Below are 19,063 nucleotides of genomic sequence, written 5' to 3'. Positions count from 1 at the left end.
TAAAAGCACGCATATGCGTGCTTTTTTTATGTGAAAAATTAACGATTTATAGAAATAAATCACGGTCACATTAGTTACAATTTCGTTACTAACTCGCATGTTAGATATATAATAAGACTAATTAGCCGTTTGGCGCTCTCACTATAGTTTACGAGAACTTCTATGCCTCAATCTCTATTACCCAATATCATTCAGTTTATCAGTCAGATTGACCCTTTTGACAAGATCCCAAAACCAGCTCTTAGAGAGCTCGCGTCTCAGGTGAAAATCACCTATCTCAGTAAGGGAGAAGATGTTGATCTCTGTGTTGAGGGTGACGAGAAGTACCTGTATATCGTGCGTACCGGTTCTATGGAGCAGCGAAAATCCGATGGTGTACTCCGCGCTCGCCTAGGGCCTGAAGACCTATTCGGTTTTACGTTTCTAGATTCTGAAATCGATAGCGACAAAGGCTACAAGGCAGTAGCGATTGAGCATACGTTGCTCTACTTGATTCCTCATTCTGCACTGCAGCAACTGTTTAAGTCATCTCCTGAGAGCGCGGAACACTTTGCATCCCAAGCGCAAGTCCGCCTCAAATCGGCTTTAGATGTCGTATGGTCAGATCGCGAAAAAGGCTTGTTCATAAAAAGAGTAAGCGAGGTCGCTAGTGGCCGAGTTGCGGTCATGCAGGCGAACAACACAATCCAAGAAGTGGCTCATGAGATGCGTATAGTTAAGCGCACGTCTTGTGCTGTTATCTATGATAACGATGAAATCGTGGGTTTGATTACTGATAGAGATATGACCAAGCGAGTGATCGCGTTAGGTGCGTCTATCGACCAGCCTATCTCTTCGGTAATGACATACTCGCCATTGACCATCGCACCCGATGATTTAGTGTTGCATGCTGCTTCGGTAATGATGCAATTCAATATTCGCAACCTGCCAATTGTTGAAAACAATAAAGTGATTGGCTTGTTAACCACCTCTCACCTTGTACAGAATCACCGCGTTCAAGCCATTTTCTTGATTGAGAAAATCAAGTACGCAACCAGTATCAAGTCTCTGTCGAGCTTTACCCCAGAAAGACAAGCTATCTTCGAAGCTTTGGTGGAAGGGAAGGTTGCACCAGAGGTCATTGGGCAGGTAATGACGATGATCATGGATGCGTATACTCGCCGAATTATTCAGATATCTATTGACAAGTTGGGGCCTCCACCGTGTGAATTTGCGTGGATTGTTGCGGGCTCTCATGCGAGAAATGAAGTACACATGCTGTCAGACCAAGACAGTGCCATCGTACTGACAGATGATGCGACCGATAACGATAAGATTTATTTTAAACATCTTGCTAGCCTTGTGTGTAATGGCCTTGCAAGCTGTAGTTATCCGCTATGTCCTGGTAACTACATGGCGGCAAACCCGAAATGGTTGCAACCGGTTAGCATGTGGAAGCACTACTACAAAAAGTGGGTAGCAAATCCAGAATACGAGCGCCTGCTTAACATCAGTGTATTCTTAGAAATTCGTTCCGTTTACGGCAACAATGACTTTGAAAAAATACTCCGCGATGAAATGCATATGAACATTCGTAACAGCCGAGAGTTCTTAGTTTCATTGACAAACGATGCAGTGAATACCAGTCCACCACTAGGTATCTTCAACAGCCTTGTTTTAGAAAAGTCGGGTGAGAACAAGAAGACACTGAACGTTAAGAAGTATGCCATTAACCTCATTATCGATTTGGCGCGAATTTACGGCTTAGCGGTAGAGAGTGATACCTCAGCAACAGATAAGCGCTTCCAAATTGCGTATGAGAAGGGCTTACTGTCTGAAGATTCATATAAGAACATTTTAGGGGCGTATGAGTTTATCCTATCGTTTAGATTTAGCCATCAGTTGACTGCGCTGAAGAATGGCGAAGAGCCAAACAACCACATCGATCCAAATAGCTTTGGTAGTTTTGAGCGCGGGCATCTAAAGGATGCGTTTAGGATCATTGCCGATCTGCAAGAGGCCGCAAAAGTGAGATTCGGGACGCGATAGATTATGTTTAAATATTTTCATCCTTTAGAAAGCACTAAGCGTAAAAGAAAGTCACTAGTAGATAGTAAGACGACGCCAAGACTGTTCAAGAGATTGCTAGAGAATCCTTCTCCTGAGGTAGAGACTCTACACAATGATTTGGATTATATTATTCTGGATCTTGAGACCACAGGATTAGACAGCGAAAACGATCTGATCTTGTCGATAGGCTGGGTGGTGTTATCCAAGAGAAAGGTAGACCTTACCAGTGCCTGTCATTTCTATATCAACCAAGAGTCTCAGGTTAAGCCAGAGACGGCGATAATCAACCACATCACTCCACAGATGCTCGATGAAGGTGTGTCGATACACGACGCAATGCGATCATTTTACGATGCGGCTTTAGGCAAAGTTATTGTGGCTCATGGCTGTGTGGTCGAAACCAACTTCATCAACCGATACTTGAAGAGCAACTACCACGTGTGGGATTTACCGCTAATCTGGTTGGATACTTTGTGTATTGAGAAAAAGATGGCAAAAGCACGTAATGATGTTGAAGATGTGGATCTAACGCTGTCCGGCACTCGAGCCCGCTATAAACTACCGGAATACAACGGTCATAATGCACTGAGCGATGCTCTAGCTACGGCTGAGTTACTTATGGCACAAGTTAAACGTCTTGAACCTAATCATGATTTGAAGTTTGGCTATTTGTATAAGATGGGAAATTGAGGGGGAGTGGGGTGTTAGGGTTTTAGGCCCTAGGACCTAGATTGAATTGCTTGTGATTCCCGAATGCTTTTCTGGGCCAGCACACTGGTCGGGAATCTACTGCTGCACATCAAGCTAGGCAGGTCCTCGATAAGAGCCCTCGAGGACGACGAAGGTAAGAACTCGAGCCTCAAATTCCTGTCATTCCCGAGCGCTTTTCTGGGCCTGCACACTGGTCGGGAACCTACGGCTACACATTCAGTTAAACAGGTCCTCGATAAGAGCCCTCGAGGACGATGAAGATAAGGGATCGAGTGTCAAATGCCTGTCATTCCCGTATGTTTTTATCGGGAATCTAATGCTACACATTCAGCTAGACAGGTCCTCGATAAGAGCCCTCGAGGACGACGAAGGTAAGAGTTCGAGCCTCAATTCCTGTCATTCCCGAATGCTTTTCTGGGCCAGCACACTGGTCGGGAATCTACTCCGTACAATTCAACATCGGCCGACTGCAAAAAATGTCATCCGGTATGCCGGGTCAGCAGACTCTTAGAGCGCACGTGGTTTACTTGCAGCGCACCCCAAGATCCCAGTCAACAGCGTTACTGTATCGAGGGTGACAACTTAGCCAAATCTTTAATAATTGTGTGTGAGAATCTGGCTAGAAGCTATATGTTACGCCAACACGGCTGCGTAACTCACGAGTCGACTTTTCCGGGCTTGTGCTTACATCACCAAACTCAACGTAGGGCGCCCAACTTCCAATTACGCGACGCGCCGTTAAGTTCAGTTCGTAATCTTCTTCCGTATTGTTGTATAGTTCATACCCGTCAGCATTGTAATAGTTTCCTTCAAAACCAAAACGCCAATCGGCATAAGCGTAATTTACGTTGGCGGTAAGCCTATGACGTAAGTCCGTGCTTTCTCCGGTACTGTAGGTTTTGATATCGTAACGGTAACGGGCACTTACGTTTAAACCGGCAACGGATTCAAACTCATAGGTAGCGCGAAGCTGAGGTTTGTATGTCATACCGCTCTCGCGGCCTTCAATTGGCATACCTGGCTGGATAGTCCAGTTAGTGCCGTCAACCTTGTAACGGTAGCCTAGGTCTAGCTCCCAGCCGTTATTCTTAAGATCTTTCATAAAGTCGCCGTCAGCGCCTTTAAATTTAAGTTCACCACTAAAGTAGAAGTTACCGATGCTGTCACCCATTTTAACACGGGTAGAGTGCTGTTCAGTGTGGCTCTTGTATTCGTGACGAACGTCAAATGATGCAGCGGATGAAGGTAGTGAAATTGCTACTGTGCAAGCTGTTAGTATTAGGGATGTAGGCTTAAAGGTTTTCATTATGTAACTCAAAGGGACTATCTACAGTCTTGATATAAGGGCGAGCATCTTAGGGGGTTTAACGTGTGCTTAATGTGATCTCCATCACTAATGTTTGTAGTTTTAGAACTGCCAATATTATCAATACACTGGATACCTTTAACTTATTGTAATAAATGGATTTTCATCTGATTTAGTGATTTGTAAAAAGAATTAAAATGTCATTTCGATTAACGATCTGCGTTCGCATTTTGTTACATTCACTAATGGCGATGCATATTTGTGCATTTTCAAAAACAGTAGGCTTGCTAGGTGTAACTGGTAGGGGGAAACAAGGGAGTCTAAACGGAAAAAGGCCTCCTGTTGATAGGAGGCCTTTAAGGGAGTTACTTAAACAAGTAATTAGAAGCTGTAAGTTAGACCTACACGGCTACGTAGTTCACGAGTCGCTTTAGAAGAACTTGTGCTCACATCACCGAACTCAACGTATGGGTACCAGTCACCAAACTTACGGCCAGCCGTTAGGTTTAGCTCGTAGTTTTCTTCTGTGTTGTCGTAGATGTTGTAACCATCAGCGTTGTAGTAGTTAGCTTCGAAGCCAAACTTCCAATCAGCTACAGAGTAGTTTACGTTACCAGTAATACGGTGACGGTTTTCTGTGCTGTCGCCGTTGCTGTACGTTTTGATGTCGTAACGGTAACGAGCACTTAGGCTAAGGCCGTCAACGCTTTCTAGAGCGTAAGTAGCACGTAGCTGAGGCTTGTAGGTCATACCGCTTTCACGGCCTTCAATTGGCATACCTGGTTGGATAGTCCAGTTAGTGCCGTCAACTTTATAACGGTAGCCTAGGTCTAATTCCCAGCCGTTGTTCTTAAGGTCTTTCATAAAGTCGCCGTCAGCGCCTTTAAATTTAAGTTCACCACTAAAGTAGAAGTTACCGATGCTATCACCCATTTTAATGCGAGTAGAGTGCTGTTCAGTGTGGCTCTTGTATTCGTGACGAACGTTAAGAGAAGCAGCGCTTACTGAAGTAGCAGCTACAGTAGTAAGTAGAGCAAGAGTAACTTTGTTTAAAGCTTTCATGGATAACCCTTATGAGTCATTGTTGGTGTTAATGTATGACAAATATATTAAGGGTGTTGATGAATGGATGCATGTGACGCTCGTCACCTTAAGTGTCGGTTTTAGCTTTTATATTTTTCAGGGTAATACGATAATTACTTTAAGCCTTTGATTTATAGGGACTTTGCTGTGTATTGATTTAGTTGCATAAAAAAAGCTAATCGAGTTAGAAATGTGCTACATCTCTTGCTTTATTTATATATATTAATAATACAATTGAATTCAGGTGTGTACAAAAGGTGATCTGTTTCACAGGTGGCAGTGTTGAAAGGGAACTTTTAAATAAGTCGTTAAACCCTAATTGTTGTGTGCGGTGGAGGAATAGAAGATTTAAGCTTATGTAAACAAGCTAGTTTCACTTTTCGATTAGTGAAAAACTAGGCGATAGACACTCTACCGCCTAAATATACAGCATGTTTATGATTTAGAAGCTGTAGGTAATACCAACACGTGTACGAAGTTGGCGGTCATCAGTCTTTGAACCGTCTTTACCTTTGATATTCCAGAGCTCTACGTATGGACGGAAGTTATCAATTTTATAGCCTACTTTCACACCAAGATCCCACTCCCAATTTTCATTGTTAGACAGGCGAACGTCGTCGTAGTTGTGGTTGTAGTTGGCTTCATAGCTAAGTTGAAGGTTTTTCCATGCTTCATCTGAGAACTTATAAGAACCGGTTAGTGTGATTTTGCCCTGTTGAAGAGTCTTGCCATCACGGGAAATTTTGCTGTTACCATCAGATGATGTTGCATCTGACGTGCCATCTACAAAAGATTGGAACTCATGGCGGTAGCGTAGGGCAGTTGTCAGACCGAAATCAGCTTTGTAGCCAATACGTAGTTGCGGTTTATAGGTGGTTTTACCATTACCAAAAGTGATTGGCATACCAGGTTGCACGTACCAGTTTTTATTTAGAGTATAAGCAACACCCCAGTCAAACTCAGAATCGCCGCGCTCTACTTGGTAGAAGAAGTCAGACTTATCGTGGCTGTTGAACTTCTGTTCAATGCTGAAGTAAAGTTTTGCTGGATCTGAGAGCTTAACAGAAGAGCCAATTTTAACACGGTGTGCAAACTCTTCACTTTCGTGTTTGTACTCTCCACGGTAGTCAAGAGAACCAGCGTTTACAGATGCTGCTGCAACTGTAGTAAGTAGTACGATTGTTACTTTATTCATTGTTTTCATTGGTTGTTAACCTTTGCTTACGTTTGCTAATAAGTCGTAATGTATGACAAGCATCTTAAGTATTTGCGATATTCAGTGATGTGACATAGATCTCTAAGGGGAGCGTATTTATGTTTTTTTTGCGTGGAAAATTGTGTTGAAACTAGTTGCAAGGCAGGTATAGAAAGGGGTGGAGAAGTTCCAATTATTTTTCTAAAATAACCCGTACGCTGTTTTAATGTACAAGACTAGAGTTGGTATTATATATTTTTATAATACAATTAGCGGGTAGGTGTGATCTAGTTAAAAGAAAAGCGGCACATGGCCGCTTACAGGTAAATGTAACAGTAACAATTATTGGTGGGTGATTTTTATTTCACTGAAGCTTACGTCGAAGATTTGACCAGAAAGCGATGAGCTAGGCTCTATTTGCGGGTAGATACCTGCTTTGAAGTAGAAACTGTTATCGCTATGCGCCCAGTTTGGGTCTAGTGCGTAACCGGTATTTTCTATCTTTTCGCCCCAAGCGAACGATTTACTTACTCCTGCAGCCTCTAATACAACACCATTTTCATTCACTTCGATATTGTATCTCCAGTCTGAGTTCGCTTGAGCTGTGCCTAAGTCCACACTGAACGATTTACAATAGCTACAAGATTGATCGTCAGGTAAGAAAGTATTGTTTAAGATTGCTCTAATAGGTTTATTCCCACCTTCCCATTGTAACTTAATCAGGGCTTGCTTGATTTTATAGCCGTGCACCTGTCCCACAATGACCTTTGGGTCTTTCCCTGAGATGTTCGGGTAATCCTCAATCTGCAACTGTGCTTGTAGTTGGTGGTTTGCGTCGTCTACCGTCCAGTTTTGCGTGGATGATGAGCAGATGCTAGAAGAATTATAGTTATACAGCTCTCTTAACTCCGAACGTGCATACTTAGTGTTGGTCGTGGTGGATATTCCTGCGTCACCTAAATCAACAATGAAGTGAACATCTTCGTTATCAGCAACATAAAAATAGGGGAGGGATGTTTCTAATGAGAATACATCCTTGCCACTGCATTTACTTGGAAGCAATTCGACAGCGCTGTCGCGATCATTTAAACCGGAACTGACGCCAAAGTGTTCTTTGTAATAGGACTCACTTACTGGGAGTGTGATTTTCCATTGATCGATGTTCCAGCCATCGCCCGGTTCTGTAATTTCAGGTGTAGTATCAGGAGCGGTCGTTGCACTATCTCCATCTGAATTGCATCCAGTCAGCATGATTGATAGCAAAACTGTAGTAATAATACTTTTCTTCATGATTAATTATTCTCATATTTTATTCACTCTAGATAACGGTGAATATTTGTCGTGCAAATTTTGCTCTAGTCTGAATCTAGAGGCTGATACCAGATTTGAATAAGAGTTGTATTGAATGTGTATTCTAAATTGAGTTTAACGGTTCGAATATAAATGGGGCGAAAGCTAGAGTAGAAAAAGCCATAACACAGTGTTATGGCTTTGATTCGGATTAACTCATCGGTAATTATTTAATAAACTAACCGAAAGCAGTGTTAAGCGTTGCTTAGAAAATGACTTGGGTCTTATTCTTGAACAATTGCGTTGTAACCGCTTTTATCGTAATCAGTGGTGCTTGGATCTGCACCTAAGTCGGTACCTATTGCAAAGCCTTCAAAATCGTCTTTGTGCAATTCTGCTGTGCCAACTGTATCTGAATATAGAGCTAGATTATCAACATCAACAGTACCACCATTGCTAACTGTATCTGAATTACCCGTACCAACTTGAACCGCAACATATCGTGTAGAAACGTTTGTCTGCGTGATTCTTCGCTCATATTCTCCTACCAAATTACCATTTAGGTAGAGATTGTAATTGTCGCCCGAATTAGTATTCCAATCTACAGTAAGCTTATTCCATTGGTCAGTATCGATTGTTGTCCCGGTTTCCGTCCATGTGTCTGTTGTTTCTGGTCGATGATAAACTCTGCCATCTTCTCTTAAACGAACAGAAATAATTTGCCCTACATCGCTTAATTGGCTATCGACACCGAAGACAGTGAATACCGCACTTTGGTCGGAATCATTTCTAATATAAACCGATGCTTTACCTTGTTCGTGAATACGCTGACTTGTCCCTAAAGAGTAACGAATTTCAGCAGCATCATTCACCTGGGCATCATGGTCATGCAGAGCTACATATTTACCAGAAGGTGTGTCTACTGCACCGTCACCGCCGTTGTCGCCACCACCGTTGTCTTCACCAGTACCCAAAACCATAACGTCAATTGCTCGGTTATAACGGGAGTCAGATAATGAGTCGCCAACACCATAGTTGTCAAAATCATCTTCAAAGATTAGTTCGTCACCTGAAGCGTCAGAGCTATAGATTTTTAGGTTGTCAGCAATTAGTTCTAGATCTGCTTTTGTTTTAGAATCGCCAACTTTTAGCGAGATTAGTTCAACAGGCGCAGTACTCGTAGCGGCGTAAGGTCCGTAGTTGTCATCACCGATAGAAAAGCTAAATTCGTCTTCAGTCCAGCTAACTTTAACTTTTAGTTCTTCACCAGCAGTGTATGTGCCACCAGTCTCAACTAAGCTAGATGTGTTATCACGATATTTAACTTTTCCTTCGCCAAGAGCTATCTCTCCTCGAAGATGCGCGTTACTAGAGCCCGCTGTAGTGTGGATTTGGATGTAAGCGTTTGCGGCAGCATTTTCACCGTTAATAGCAGTATTGTCTTGATAAGTCAGATCGACAGTCAAGTAACCAACAGGAATGCTATCTACTACAGTGTCAGATTTACTTTCAGACGTCTTTATGCGAAGTATACCGGTATCAGCTATTGAAGAATCTTGAATCTGAACATAGTTCTGAGCATTTTCTACCGGTGGTAAACCGCCACCACCATCACCGCCACCAGGAGGGGTAGTCACATTATTTTCACTGCCTACATCAAAGTCACAGCCGAACAAAAAAGCTGATGAAATCGCTACTGCGATAGCTGTTTTAGTAATTTTCATATTATTCTCTCTTATAATTTGTTTCTAAGGTCAGACGTTGGAACTGTAGGGCCTAAAGTCTGACCATTTTTATCTATTAGAATTTGGTAACTTAGAATGAGTAAGCGACACCAATACGTGTTCTTAGTTGGCGGTCATCGCTTGTTGAGCCCGCACCTTTAACATTCCAGAATTCCATGTATGGGCGGATGTCGCCAATTTGGTAACCGATGATGCCACCGATATCCCAGTTTTCATTGGTGTTGTTATAGAGGCGAACATCATCGTAGTTGTGGATGTAGTTTGCTTCGTAGCTTAGGCGAAGGTTTTTCAGATCTGGGTTTGAGAATTTGTATGAACCAGTAAGAGTCCATTTCCCTTCTTGGAAAGTTTTACCAGCAGAGGCAACACTTGTACCATCTGTAAGAGTACGGTTGCCGTTGCTATCGCTATCTGAATATTCTCTGAACTCATGGCGGTAACGAAGAGCAGTAGTTAGGCCAAAGCTTGATTTGTACCCCACACGTAGTTGTGGTTTATAAGTCGTTCTTTCATTACCAAACGTGATTGGCATACCAGGCTGTATGTACCACTGCTTGTTGATGTCGTAGCGAATACCCCAATCAAACTCAGAATCACCACGAGTCATTTGGTTCCAAAAGTCTGTGTTGTCACTACTTTGGAACTTCTGTTCAACGCTAAAGTAAAGTTTTGTCTTGTCTGCAATGTTTACAGACTCACCAATCTTAATACGCTGCGCGTAAGTCTTTTCATCGTGTTTGTATTCTGCGCGGTAGTTAAGAGAACCGGCGCTAACTGAGCCTGCGAAAAGAGATGCGGCCACTACTAATGCGATTTTAGTGTTTTTCATGGAATTTCATTTTCCTTTGAGTAAGTCTGATGTCTTGCCTTAATGTATGACAAATAGTTTATTGGAATGGATTCCTAGAAACTGTGACGAAAGTACAGATTACTATTCAGATGGCCGTTTTATAAAAAGAAATGAGAGGGAGATCTCTGAAAATACCCTTGTTTTGGCCGAAAAAGATGCCGAGCTTCATGTTTTTTTAGTGGGTTTATTTTCTGTTTTTGGTTTTTATTTAGGTTTTTATGCGACATATTTCACATATTTAGGGGTAAACACCAGCACTTAGGGTTCCTGTTATTATGAGCGCACTTTATGTGCAATTGATTGCTCTTGGGGGCGATTGTTTGGGCGCTTTGATACATAAATTTCAGATGCTCTTTTCTTTGATATACCAGTGAAGCTAGAAGACAGAACGGTCGTCTATACTTAGAGATAAGTATGATAATTTGTAATGTTTTCTTACAATTATGATCTCATTAAATCATACAAATGATAATTTGGAAGATGCTCGATTAGATTTTCGTTCCTGATTTTTGCCGTTCCGAAGATTAGACACTTCTTATTGGTGAGGGTAACTCATTGAATGATGGCTAGTGTATAACGATTGTTTGTCTACAAGAACGATTGTAATTACAGGGCTTTGTACTTGTTTAACTTTTAAGAATCATGGCAGTAACCAAGTGATTCTTAATAGAAGAAGTGCTACACGAACTTTATTGCTCACTTTGACGTTCAGTCTGCTTCTCGTTCTGTGTGCGGTAAATTATCTATTCTGCAAGTGATAAGTGTTAATAAGTGTTTCTGTTCTGGTTGGTGAGCTGAAGTTTATAGAAAGAGAGTCGCGCTAAGTTCTAAAGGTTATAGAGCTAGGAGAGCTTTAAGTTAAAGCTGTCAAAATAGGTAAATTTAGCTATTTATAGCTACTTGGCTCTAAAGCCTTCGTTACGAGTTATGTAGGGAACTAATAGGTAGAACCTTTGTTAGCTGCCTACTATAAAAAACATGGTAGCTGGTGAGTTTGATAAGAGGAAGGTACATAATAATAATTAGAAATCACTATGTTCTAGATTTGTAAGGCTTAAGTCTCTAGCGCTATTTCGCACTTCTGATGTAAGTCAAACGCTATTGAATCAATTGGAAATGCAGAAGGGAGTTTCTGACCAGATGCACAAGACTAGTAGTTAGCTATGGTAGAGACGTTAGAAGAGGAGAGCTTACTTTCATCCAATATAGCATGATGTGGAGTAGGGTTATTCGTTATAAAAAGAAAAGCCATAGCGGGTGCTATGGCTTTGATTTGCGTTTTAGGCTGAAAACTCAGTTAGTAGTGAAACCAAACTCAGCAGCGCGAAGTTTAACTTCTTCTGCAGTTAACACATCATTGAAGAATGCCGCGTTATCAAGTGCGCCTTCAAGGTTTTTCTGAGATGAGTTTGAACCACCACCAACGTATACCTTGTCACCGTCTTTAGTGTTAGGAACGAAAGTTAACTCACTAGCAGTGCCTTCTTCGACGCCATTGACGTAGACTTTACCTGTACCGTTATCAAACGTTGCGACAACATGCATGTATTCGCCATTAGCAATTGTCGTTTCAGCTTCAACCGATGAACTACCGGAACCATCGTAAATACGTAGCTTAGGTTTTAGTGAGCTCTTATCGATAATTAGCTTATAACCAGTATTGCTATCAGTATTTTCTAGCAATTGTAAGTCTTGGCCTGCAGTAGGGTTGAACGTTATATCATCAACACTGAATACGATTTCCATTGAAAAAGTACCATCTGTAAATGCAAGTGGATCAGTAGTCCCTTCCATCACGGTATAGTAGTAACCGTAAGTACCAGAAGAAACTGATTGTGTAGTATGAACTGCACCATCTACATCAACTGCACCATCAGTCAATACTTTAGGGTTGTCGCCATCTTTACTGATTGTAAGCGCTTTGCTACCAACAACTGAACCACCATCTACTGCTGAGAAATCCCATGCGAAATCAGCTACAGGGAAATCTGGGTCAACAGGATCAACTGGTACTTCTGGCTCTTCTTCTGCAGGTGGTGGAGTAGTACCTCTCACTGTTGCTTCTGAACTATTGTTGTTGTACGGCTTACTGTTAAGAACAGTATCTACTGCATAGCTGTCAAAGTTATCTTCAAACACTAGTGCTTCAGAACCGCCATCATTTGAGTACACTTTCAGGTTATCTGCTAGTACTTCATAATTGTTGGTACTGCCATTGTCGCCAAGTCTAATAGCAATAATTTCTACTGGACCATTTTCAGGAATCTCATTGGATGTGTATGAATGTTCAACATCATTCACTTTGAAGTTAAATACACCATCATCCCAATTAGCTTCGATTTTTAGCTCTTCACCTTCAGTATAAGACCCTACTATCTCGACAAGATCTTTGTTGTTATCGCGATACTTGATCTTACCTGCTTCTAGGGCTATTTCACCGTGCATATTGATCGTAGAAGTACCAGAAGCATAAAATGAAATATATGCATTCTTGCTGTTTACGTCTCCAACTGAGTCTTCGTCTACTTGGTGAGTAAGGTCTACAGTCAATTTACCTGAGGTAATTGGATCTAAGTCATTGTCTGAAAGTTTGAGTCTTAGTTCACCGGTATCAGTATCCAATGTGTCGATAATTTGTACATAGTTATTAAAGCCCGCATCAGCATTTGCCGCATCTACAGCTGCTTTGATATCAGCGTTACTTGTATCATCGGCACCTATAAGAACACCTTCAGAAGCAGTATCCACTGTTAGTACACCATTATCTACGGTATATGTACCTGATACTTCGCTACCAACACCAGCATCATCGTAGAAGGTAAACATGATTTCACCAGCTTCAGCGTCATCTGTATAAGGAGTTAATGTTATCTCGTATGTGTTCGGAGTGGCATCATCATTGTAATATTTCAGATTTGTACCATCAAAAACATAAATATTTGGAAGGCCAATAGCCTGAGTTGAAGCGCCTGATGCGTCTTCAAAATTCCATAGTGGACCAACTAGTGCTGAAGTCGGAGTAGAACCGCCGTCGCTACCACCATCGCTACCCGAATCAGGGCCGACATCAAAATCACAACCAAAAAGTAAACCAGTAGATAACGCTACTGCTAGAGCTGTTTTAGAAACTTCCATATTATTCTCTCACGTTTGTTTTACTTATATGCCACCGCCTCACAGGCGGTGGTCATTGTTAAAATTTTTCTTAGAACGCGTATTTTAGACCGATACGAGTTCTTAGCTGGCGGTTGTCTTCTGCAGAAGAACCTTGGTCAACTGTCCAGAATTCCATGTATGGGCGGAAGTTATCGATCTGGTAACCAACGATTACGCCTAGATCCCATTCCCAATCTTCATTGTTTGCTTTACGTTCGTTTTCGTAGCTCTTAACGTAGTTAGCTTCGTAGCTCAGCTTCAGGTTCTTAAAAGTTGGGTTTGAAAATTTGTACGAACCAGTAAGAGTCCACTTACCTTGTTGTAAGGTTTTATCAGCACGGTCGACTTTATTGCCGTCCGTATCAGTAAATGTGCCGCCATCGCTAGTGTAATCTTGGAACTCGTGACGGTAACGAAGTGCTGTAGTTAAACCAAAGCCTGCCTTGTAACCCACACGGAATTGAGGTTTGTAGGTAGTTTTAGTTGATGCGAAAGTAATTGGCATACCTGGTTGTAACCACCAGCCACCATCAAGAGCGTAACGAACACCCCAATCAAACTCAGAGTCACCACGTGATGTGTTGTTCCAGAAATCTACTGAACCATCATCATTTGATTCACTTTGCCATTTTTGCTCAATGCTGAAGTAAAGTTTTGCTGGATCAGAGATTTTTACACTTGAACCAATCTTTGCACGGTGAGCCCATTTCTCATCATCGTGTTTGTATTCTGTGCGGTAATCTAAAGTACCTGCGCTTGCTGCGCCTGCGAAAAGTGTGGCTACCACTGCCAGTGCAATTTTATTGTTTTTCATGGGGAGATTTACCCTTTTTGTCCGTTTGAGTAATTGACTTAATGTATGACAATTAGTTTATGGTAACACTTGGTTACAAACTGTGACGTAAGTACAATTTGATGCTCAGTGTTCAAGCGCATAAAAAAAGTGAGGGCGATCTCTCAAAATTCGAACGAGATCGATTAAAAAACAAGCAAATCATTTGCTGTTTTAGAATTTTACAGCTTAACTTTTGTCTTTTTTGAACTTTTCGAGGGGTTTTTGAGATGAAAACTCGAATCTAAACTGGGTTTTCAACTCTTATTTGTAACGGTCTGTTGCTATTTGTGAGCGAAATGTCATTTGAAAAAGATGAAATTTGGCATTGTTGATTGAGAATTTTGGAGGGGGTGTTTGTTAGGCCAAGAGTTATAAAAGAATACAATTGGTGAATATTGATGAGGTAAATTGATTCATAGTAGTAATACAAGAAGTAGTAAAGGGGCAGTTTATTGAAGATTAATCCGAGTTTCTCAAGACAATAGGCGTTGCTATCTAGATAGGAAATTGAAACCAACAGACTCTATATCATTGCCACCCAACCATTTTTTTAGCTCAACAGACGTCAATATCTCTAATTCCTTCTCTCTGAGAGATACATAGCTAGATAGTGTTTGCAAAGTACTATCTTGTTTATAACCCGGATGGCACATGAATTCGACGCAGCTTACTTGTGAGTTCGCTTTGTGTGCTAATAATCGGTTTTTAAGCCATTCCAAGCTTACACTTTCATCATAAAAGCCAATATCAAATACATCGGGGCAAGGAACTTTTAAACCGTGTTGGCCTTCGAATACCGCATCTGCACGTCTTACTGGTAGCCCAATGTTATTAGCGAAATGGATAAAAGCATCTTTAAGGGCTGGGTAGACAGCAGCAAAGTGATGACTATCTATATGATTGATCTGCAGACCAGACTCTATAGCTAGCCGATATTGAGCTGCAAACTCTCGAGTTATTTGCTCAGAAGAGATGTTCGGCTTTTCTGTTAGTTCCTTCCTTGTTAGGAAATAGCCGCTATCGTTTACGAGATCGGGAATGAGCTTTGGATCTGAGAGTGGTTTGCCGCTTGTCAAAGTGAGATGCAATCCTACCTCTGGGATCGTTCCCTCTTTATATAGGTGTATCGCATGATCAGTACCAGGCTGATTCATCATTATAGTCGTGGACCGCACAATCCCAAATGCCATTGCTTTTTGGATGGCGATATTGACTTGCTCGGTTAAGCCAAAGTCGTCGGCATTGAAGATTAGCTTCATTGGTAAGTAATTCGTTGTCATCTAGAGGTCTCAATATACTATCTAAATTGAGGGAGTTTATGAAAAATTCTGTAGCTCTGTGAGGTTATAGGGATTTTGTAGCGATCAGCTTCAAGCTGTCAGCATGTATCTTGATCACAACTCGGACTTTAGGGTATCCGTTATGCCTGAGTGCTTTTCTCGGCCAGCACTCTGGTCGGGCATCTGTTTCTATAAACGGTCCCCGATAAAAACCCCCGGGGACGACGTTTATTAATCAGATGGATATAAAAGTAGTGATCGAATAAGGCATACACTCTGTTAAATCACATTTAGGTCGACTATCAATACTTGTGTATGGAAGTCAGGTTGTCAGCTGTGAGTTAAAGCAAGAACTATAGGGGGAAGGTTAGAGTGGAGCACTGCTTTAATAGCCGTTGTTTGAAAAAGCCTCCCTATCTGAGCGCAATTGCGACGGGTTGCTTGTAGTTGGCTTTTATTTCCTTTGTAACCCAAAGCTGTGCGGATTGGGTGGGCGAGTAGGGCACTACTAGAATCCCTACAAATCATTTTTCATTTTCTGTGATATGTCTTACTAATAATTGCGGTTAGATTGTGCCTCATCTGTGAAATTGATCTCATTTCCGTAAAGTCTAACTTTCATCTGGTGATATTCGCCGCTAATTGTAACTGATGGTATCGTATTGTTATATTTGGTTTTTCTGTCGGGTCGATGATTGACAGGAAGCAAATTAGGCAATTTTTATTGCTCAAATAGTGTATTTAAACTTGCTTTTGTTATTTGTAATACAATATACTTATTGGGGTCGCAGAGAGCAAAAACGGCATACCCTCTAGGGGTTTGCTAGGTTATCAAGTCTGTTTGCTGCACCAATTCAATAGAGGCTTTAAGCGCTATTGAAATAGAATACTAGAAGACAAGACTCAACGAGTGTTGCCTTAGTAAACAATTACTAAAGAAAGTGGGTTCGAGGATGGAATCGACTTTTGATAGTGAAGCTCCATAACTACTAATAACAGCCTAAACATACCCTTCTAGTGTTTAGGCTCGGTACACCACCGATTTACCCATAGGCTTTGCACTTGCCTATGGGTTTTTTTTTGCCTTGAATACAGTGCTTCGGTTCGTAAAGGGCTTTTATCAAAGATTTTGCTTTTCACTATGGGTGCTTCTTTACGTTTGCGGGCCAAATCGTATCCCGAAGTCCTATCTAAACCTTACCTAAATTTATAACGCTTAGACAAAGAAAGTAGGTAAGTACACTGCTTTAACGCGTTTTTAAGACTCTCTATAAGAGGCTACTTCCAAGCTGCTGGCCCTCAATTGTTCACTTTTTCTTCTGAGAAAGGTCACTGTGCCATGTCATAACTTCGAATTTTCAATGAAATGGCGGTTCAATTAAGTAGTATTATTTGTTTTGAAATGTGTCATCTGCAACATGTTTGACTTGAGTTTTATTAGCTGCGTTTACTTTGCTTGGGAACATAAGCCTTATGTTCTTATACGCCACGCCTTATATAATGGTGCCTCAGAAGTATTTGGTTACATTTGTGGGTATTTTGTAGCGATTTATGGGCCTTTTTGCTCTTGATCACTTGTATGATTTAATCTAGAGCTAGTCTTGAGTCATGGGTCACATTTATGAAGTATTGTAATACAAAAGATAGGGATATCTGTTTAGACTGAACTGGATTTGAAATAATTATTTACAGTTTAAGGTAATGCAATGGATCTCAATACTATAATTGTTGGCATCTACTTCCTATTCTTGATTGCGATAGGTTGGATGTTTAGAACATTTACAAGCACCACTAGTGACTACTTCCGTGGCGGCGGTAACATGCTTTGGTGGATGGTTGGTGCGACTGCGTTTATGACTCAGTTCTCAGCTTGGACATTTACCGGTGCTGCTGGTAAGGCATACAACGATGGTTTTGCAGTAGCAATCATCTTCCTGGCAAACGCTTTCGGCTACTTCATGAACTTTGCGTACTTTGCGCCTAAGTTCCGCCAACTACGCGTTGTAACTGTAATTGAAGCTATTCGTATGCGCTTCGGTGCAGCGAACGAGCAAGTATTTACTTGGTCTTCAATGCCTAACAGTGTTGTATCTGCAGGTGTTTGGCTTAACGCACTAGCAATCATCGCTTCTGGTATCTTCGGTTTCGACATGACAATGACCATCTGGATTACAGGTTTGGTTGTACTTGCTATGTCTGTAACAGGCGGCTCATGGGCGGTAATCGCATCTGACTTCATGCAGATGGTTATCATCATGGCGGTAACGGTTACTTGTGCGGTAGTTGCTGTTGTTCAAGGTGGCGGTGTTGGTGAAATCATCAATAACTTCCCTGTAGGCGACACAGGTTCTTTCGTAGCGGGTAACAACCTTAACTACCTAAGCATCTTCAGCATCTGGGCATTCTTCATCTTTGTTAAGCAGTTCTCTATTACAAACAACATGCTTAACTCTTACCGTTACCTAGCGGCAAAAGATTCTAAGAACGCTAAGAAAGCTGCACTTCTTGCATGTGTACTTATGCTTGGTGGTGTATTCATCTGGTTCATGCCTTCTTGGTACATCGCTGGTCAAGGTGTAGACCTATCAGCTGCTTACCCAGATGCAGGTTCTAAAGCAGGTGACTTCGCTTACCTATACTTCGTACAAGAATACATGCCAGCAGGTATGGTTGGTCTACTTGTAGCGGCAATGTTCGCAGCAACAATGTCTTCAATGGACTCTGGTCTAAACCGTAACTCAGGTATCTTTGTTAAGAACTTCTACGAAACAGTTGTTCGTAAAGGTAAAGCTTCAGAGAAAGAGCTAGTAACAGTATCGAAGATCACTTCTACTGTATTCGGTATCCTGATCATTCTTATCGCACAGTTCATCAACTCACTTAAGGGTCTGAGCTTGTTCGATACAATGATGTACGTTGGTGCCCTAATAGGCTTCCCAATGACTATCCCAGCATTCCTTGGCTTCTTCATCAAGAAGACTCCAGATTGGGCAGGTTGGGGTACACTAGTCGTTGGTGCTATCGTTTCTTACATCGTAGGTTTCGTTATCAACGCTGACATGGTATCTCACGCATTTGGTCTAGAAGAGCTAACTAAACGTGAATGGTCTGATGTTAAGGTTGCTATCGGTCTTATCGGTCACATCACACTAACAGGTGGTTTCTTCATCGCTTCTACTCTGTTCTACAAGCCTCTAACTGCAGAGCGTCAAGCAGACGTAGACAAGTTCTTCGGTAACCTATCAACGCCTCTAGTTGCAGAGTCTGTTGCACAACAGAAACTAGACAACAAACAGCGTGAAATGCTAGGTAAACTAATCGCAGTAGCTGGTCTTGGTGTAATGCTAATGGCATTCCTACCTAACCCAATGTGGGGCCGCGGTGTGTTCATCCTTTGTGGTGCTATCGTAGGTGGTGTTGGTATTCTCCTTGTGAAAGCTGTTGATGATTCTGTTGAAGATCTTCAAGAGAGTGTTGCTACTAAATAATCATTTAGATTAAAGCAACTTGAATATTAAAGCGGGCCTTTGGGCCCGCTTTTTGTGTTTTTGGGGGAGGGGAAG

The 19,063-nt window shown here is 41.7% G+C and carries 13 protein-coding genes; 4 read left to right on the top strand and 9 right to left on the bottom strand.

The features are described from left to right. Positions 1 to 162: 162 nt before the first annotated feature. Together OCU35_RS16765 and OCU35_RS16760 are read left to right on the top strand one after the other, a co-directional pair. A complete protein-coding gene (locus tag OCU35_RS16765; protein ID WP_017027876.1) occupies positions 163 to 2,028 on the top strand; it encodes a DUF294 nucleotidyltransferase-like domain-containing protein in 1,866 nt (621 codons plus the stop codon). A 3-nt stretch (positions 2,029 to 2,031) separates the two neighbouring features. Then, a complete protein-coding gene (locus OCU35_RS16760) occupies positions 2,032 to 2,739 on the top strand; it encodes a 3'-5' exonuclease (protein WP_017027875.1) in 708 nt (235 codons plus the stop codon). 640 nt (positions 2,740 to 3,379) lie between these two features. Here the strand turns inward: OCU35_RS16760 and OCU35_RS16755 are convergent. The 6 genes from OCU35_RS16755 to OCU35_RS16730 all read right to left on the bottom strand — a co-directional run bounded on the left by OCU35_RS16755 (position 3,380) and on the right by OCU35_RS16730 (position 10,208). Beyond that, positions 3,380 to 4,066, bottom strand: a complete 687-nt coding sequence (locus OCU35_RS16755) for an oligogalacturonate-specific porin KdgM family protein (protein WP_102426952.1) — start codon at positions 4,064 to 4,066, stop codon at positions 3,380 to 3,382. 381 nt (positions 4,067 to 4,447) lie between these two features. Further along, complete coding sequence (locus tag OCU35_RS16750; RefSeq protein WP_065210597.1) at positions 4,448 to 5,128, bottom strand: oligogalacturonate-specific porin KdgM family protein; 681 nt, start codon at positions 5,126 to 5,128, stop codon at positions 4,448 to 4,450. 463 nt (positions 5,129 to 5,591) lie between these two features. After that, complete coding sequence (locus OCU35_RS16745) at positions 5,592 to 6,353, bottom strand: oligogalacturonate-specific porin KdgM family protein (RefSeq protein ID WP_261825990.1); 762 nt, start codon at positions 6,351 to 6,353, stop codon at positions 5,592 to 5,594. Between the two features lie 333 nt (positions 6,354 to 6,686). After that, the gene (locus tag OCU35_RS16740; protein ID WP_261825989.1) at positions 6,687 to 7,634 is read right to left on the bottom strand and encodes a polysaccharide lyase family 7 protein; all 948 of its coding nucleotides are present in this window, start codon (positions 7,632 to 7,634) and stop codon (positions 6,687 to 6,689) included. Positions 7,635 to 7,918: 284 nt separating this feature from the next. Next, positions 7,919 to 9,358 carry a hypothetical protein gene (locus OCU35_RS16735; RefSeq protein ID WP_017027870.1) on the bottom strand — a complete coding sequence of 480 codons (1,440 nt, stop codon included), beginning with the start codon at positions 9,356 to 9,358 and terminating at the stop codon, positions 7,919 to 7,921. 91 nt (positions 9,359 to 9,449) lie between these two features. After that, the gene (locus tag OCU35_RS16730) at positions 9,450 to 10,208 is read right to left on the bottom strand and encodes an oligogalacturonate-specific porin KdgM family protein (protein WP_261825988.1); all 759 of its coding nucleotides are present in this window, start codon (positions 10,206 to 10,208) and stop codon (positions 9,450 to 9,452) included. Positions 10,209 to 10,254: 46 nt separating this feature from the next. Here OCU35_RS16730 and OCU35_RS16725 point away from each other — a divergent pair, with 46 nt between their 5' ends. Beyond that, complete coding sequence (locus OCU35_RS16725; RefSeq protein WP_133150333.1) at positions 10,255 to 10,491, top strand: hypothetical protein; 237 nt, start codon at positions 10,255 to 10,257, stop codon at positions 10,489 to 10,491. A 1,031-nt stretch (positions 10,492 to 11,522) separates the two neighbouring features. On the opposite strand, the gene OCU35_RS16720 is transcribed toward OCU35_RS16725, so the two are convergent. From OCU35_RS16720 to OCU35_RS16710, 3 genes are all read right to left on the bottom strand, one after another. Next, a complete protein-coding gene (locus tag OCU35_RS16720) occupies positions 11,523 to 13,364 on the bottom strand; it encodes a LamG domain-containing protein (RefSeq protein ID WP_261825987.1) in 1,842 nt (613 codons plus the stop codon). Between the two features lie 70 nt (positions 13,365 to 13,434). After that, positions 13,435 to 14,199, bottom strand: a complete 765-nt coding sequence (locus OCU35_RS16715; RefSeq protein ID WP_017032102.1) for an oligogalacturonate-specific porin KdgM family protein — start codon at positions 14,197 to 14,199, stop codon at positions 13,435 to 13,437. Between the two features lie 512 nt (positions 14,200 to 14,711). Beyond that, complete coding sequence (locus OCU35_RS16710; RefSeq protein WP_065211021.1) at positions 14,712 to 15,479, bottom strand: carbohydrate deacetylase; 768 nt, start codon at positions 15,477 to 15,479, stop codon at positions 14,712 to 14,714. 1,727 nt (positions 15,480 to 17,206) lie between these two features. Here OCU35_RS16710 and OCU35_RS16705 point away from each other — a divergent pair. Continuing rightward, positions 17,207 to 18,988, top strand: a complete 1,782-nt coding sequence (locus OCU35_RS16705) for a sodium:solute symporter family transporter (protein WP_102329938.1) — start codon at positions 17,207 to 17,209, stop codon at positions 18,986 to 18,988. Positions 18,989 to 19,063: the final 75 nt, after the last annotated feature.

It is taken from the genome of Vibrio breoganii (assembly GCF_024346795.1).
GTDB lineage: Bacteria > Pseudomonadota > Gammaproteobacteria > Enterobacterales > Vibrionaceae > Vibrio > Vibrio breoganii.
The sequence above is the reverse complement of the archived record's forward strand: the minus strand, read 5'-3'. Positions and strand labels throughout refer to the sequence as shown.

Bases quoted from the DNA above. Each gene is read 5' to 3' on its own strand.
- OCU35_RS16765 (WP_017027876.1), top strand. From the start codon at position 163: ATGCCTCAATCTCTATTACCCAATATCATTCAGTTTATCAGTCAGATT.
- OCU35_RS16760 (WP_017027875.1), top strand. From the start codon at position 2,032: ATGTTTAAATATTTTCATCCTTTAGAAAGCACTAAGCGTAAAAGAAAG.
- OCU35_RS16755 (WP_102426952.1), bottom strand. From the start codon at position 4,066: ATGAAAACCTTTAAGCCTACATCCCTAATACTAACAGCTTGCACAGTA.
- OCU35_RS16750 (WP_065210597.1), bottom strand. From the start codon at position 5,128: ATGAAAGCTTTAAACAAAGTTACTCTTGCTCTACTTACTACTGTAGCT.
- OCU35_RS16745 (WP_261825990.1), bottom strand. From the start codon at position 6,353: ATGAAAACAATGAATAAAGTAACAATCGTACTACTTACTACAGTTGCA.
- OCU35_RS16740 (WP_261825989.1), bottom strand. From the start codon at position 7,634: ATGAAGAAAAGTATTATTACTACAGTTTTGCTATCAATCATGCTGACT.
- OCU35_RS16735 (WP_017027870.1), bottom strand. From the start codon at position 9,358: ATGAAAATTACTAAAACAGCTATCGCAGTAGCGATTTCATCAGCTTTT.
- OCU35_RS16730 (WP_261825988.1), bottom strand. From the start codon at position 10,208: ATGAAAAACACTAAAATCGCATTAGTAGTGGCCGCATCTCTTTTCGCA.
- OCU35_RS16725 (WP_133150333.1), top strand. From the start codon at position 10,255: ATGACAAATAGTTTATTGGAATGGATTCCTAGAAACTGTGACGAAAGT.
- OCU35_RS16720 (WP_261825987.1), bottom strand. From the start codon at position 13,364: ATGGAAGTTTCTAAAACAGCTCTAGCAGTAGCGTTATCTACTGGTTTA.
- OCU35_RS16715 (WP_017032102.1), bottom strand. From the start codon at position 14,199: ATGAAAAACAATAAAATTGCACTGGCAGTGGTAGCCACACTTTTCGCA.
- OCU35_RS16710 (WP_065211021.1), bottom strand. From the start codon at position 15,479: ATGAAGCTAATCTTCAATGCCGACGACTTTGGCTTAACCGAGCAAGTC.
- OCU35_RS16705 (WP_102329938.1), top strand. From the start codon at position 17,207: ATGGATCTCAATACTATAATTGTTGGCATCTACTTCCTATTCTTGATT.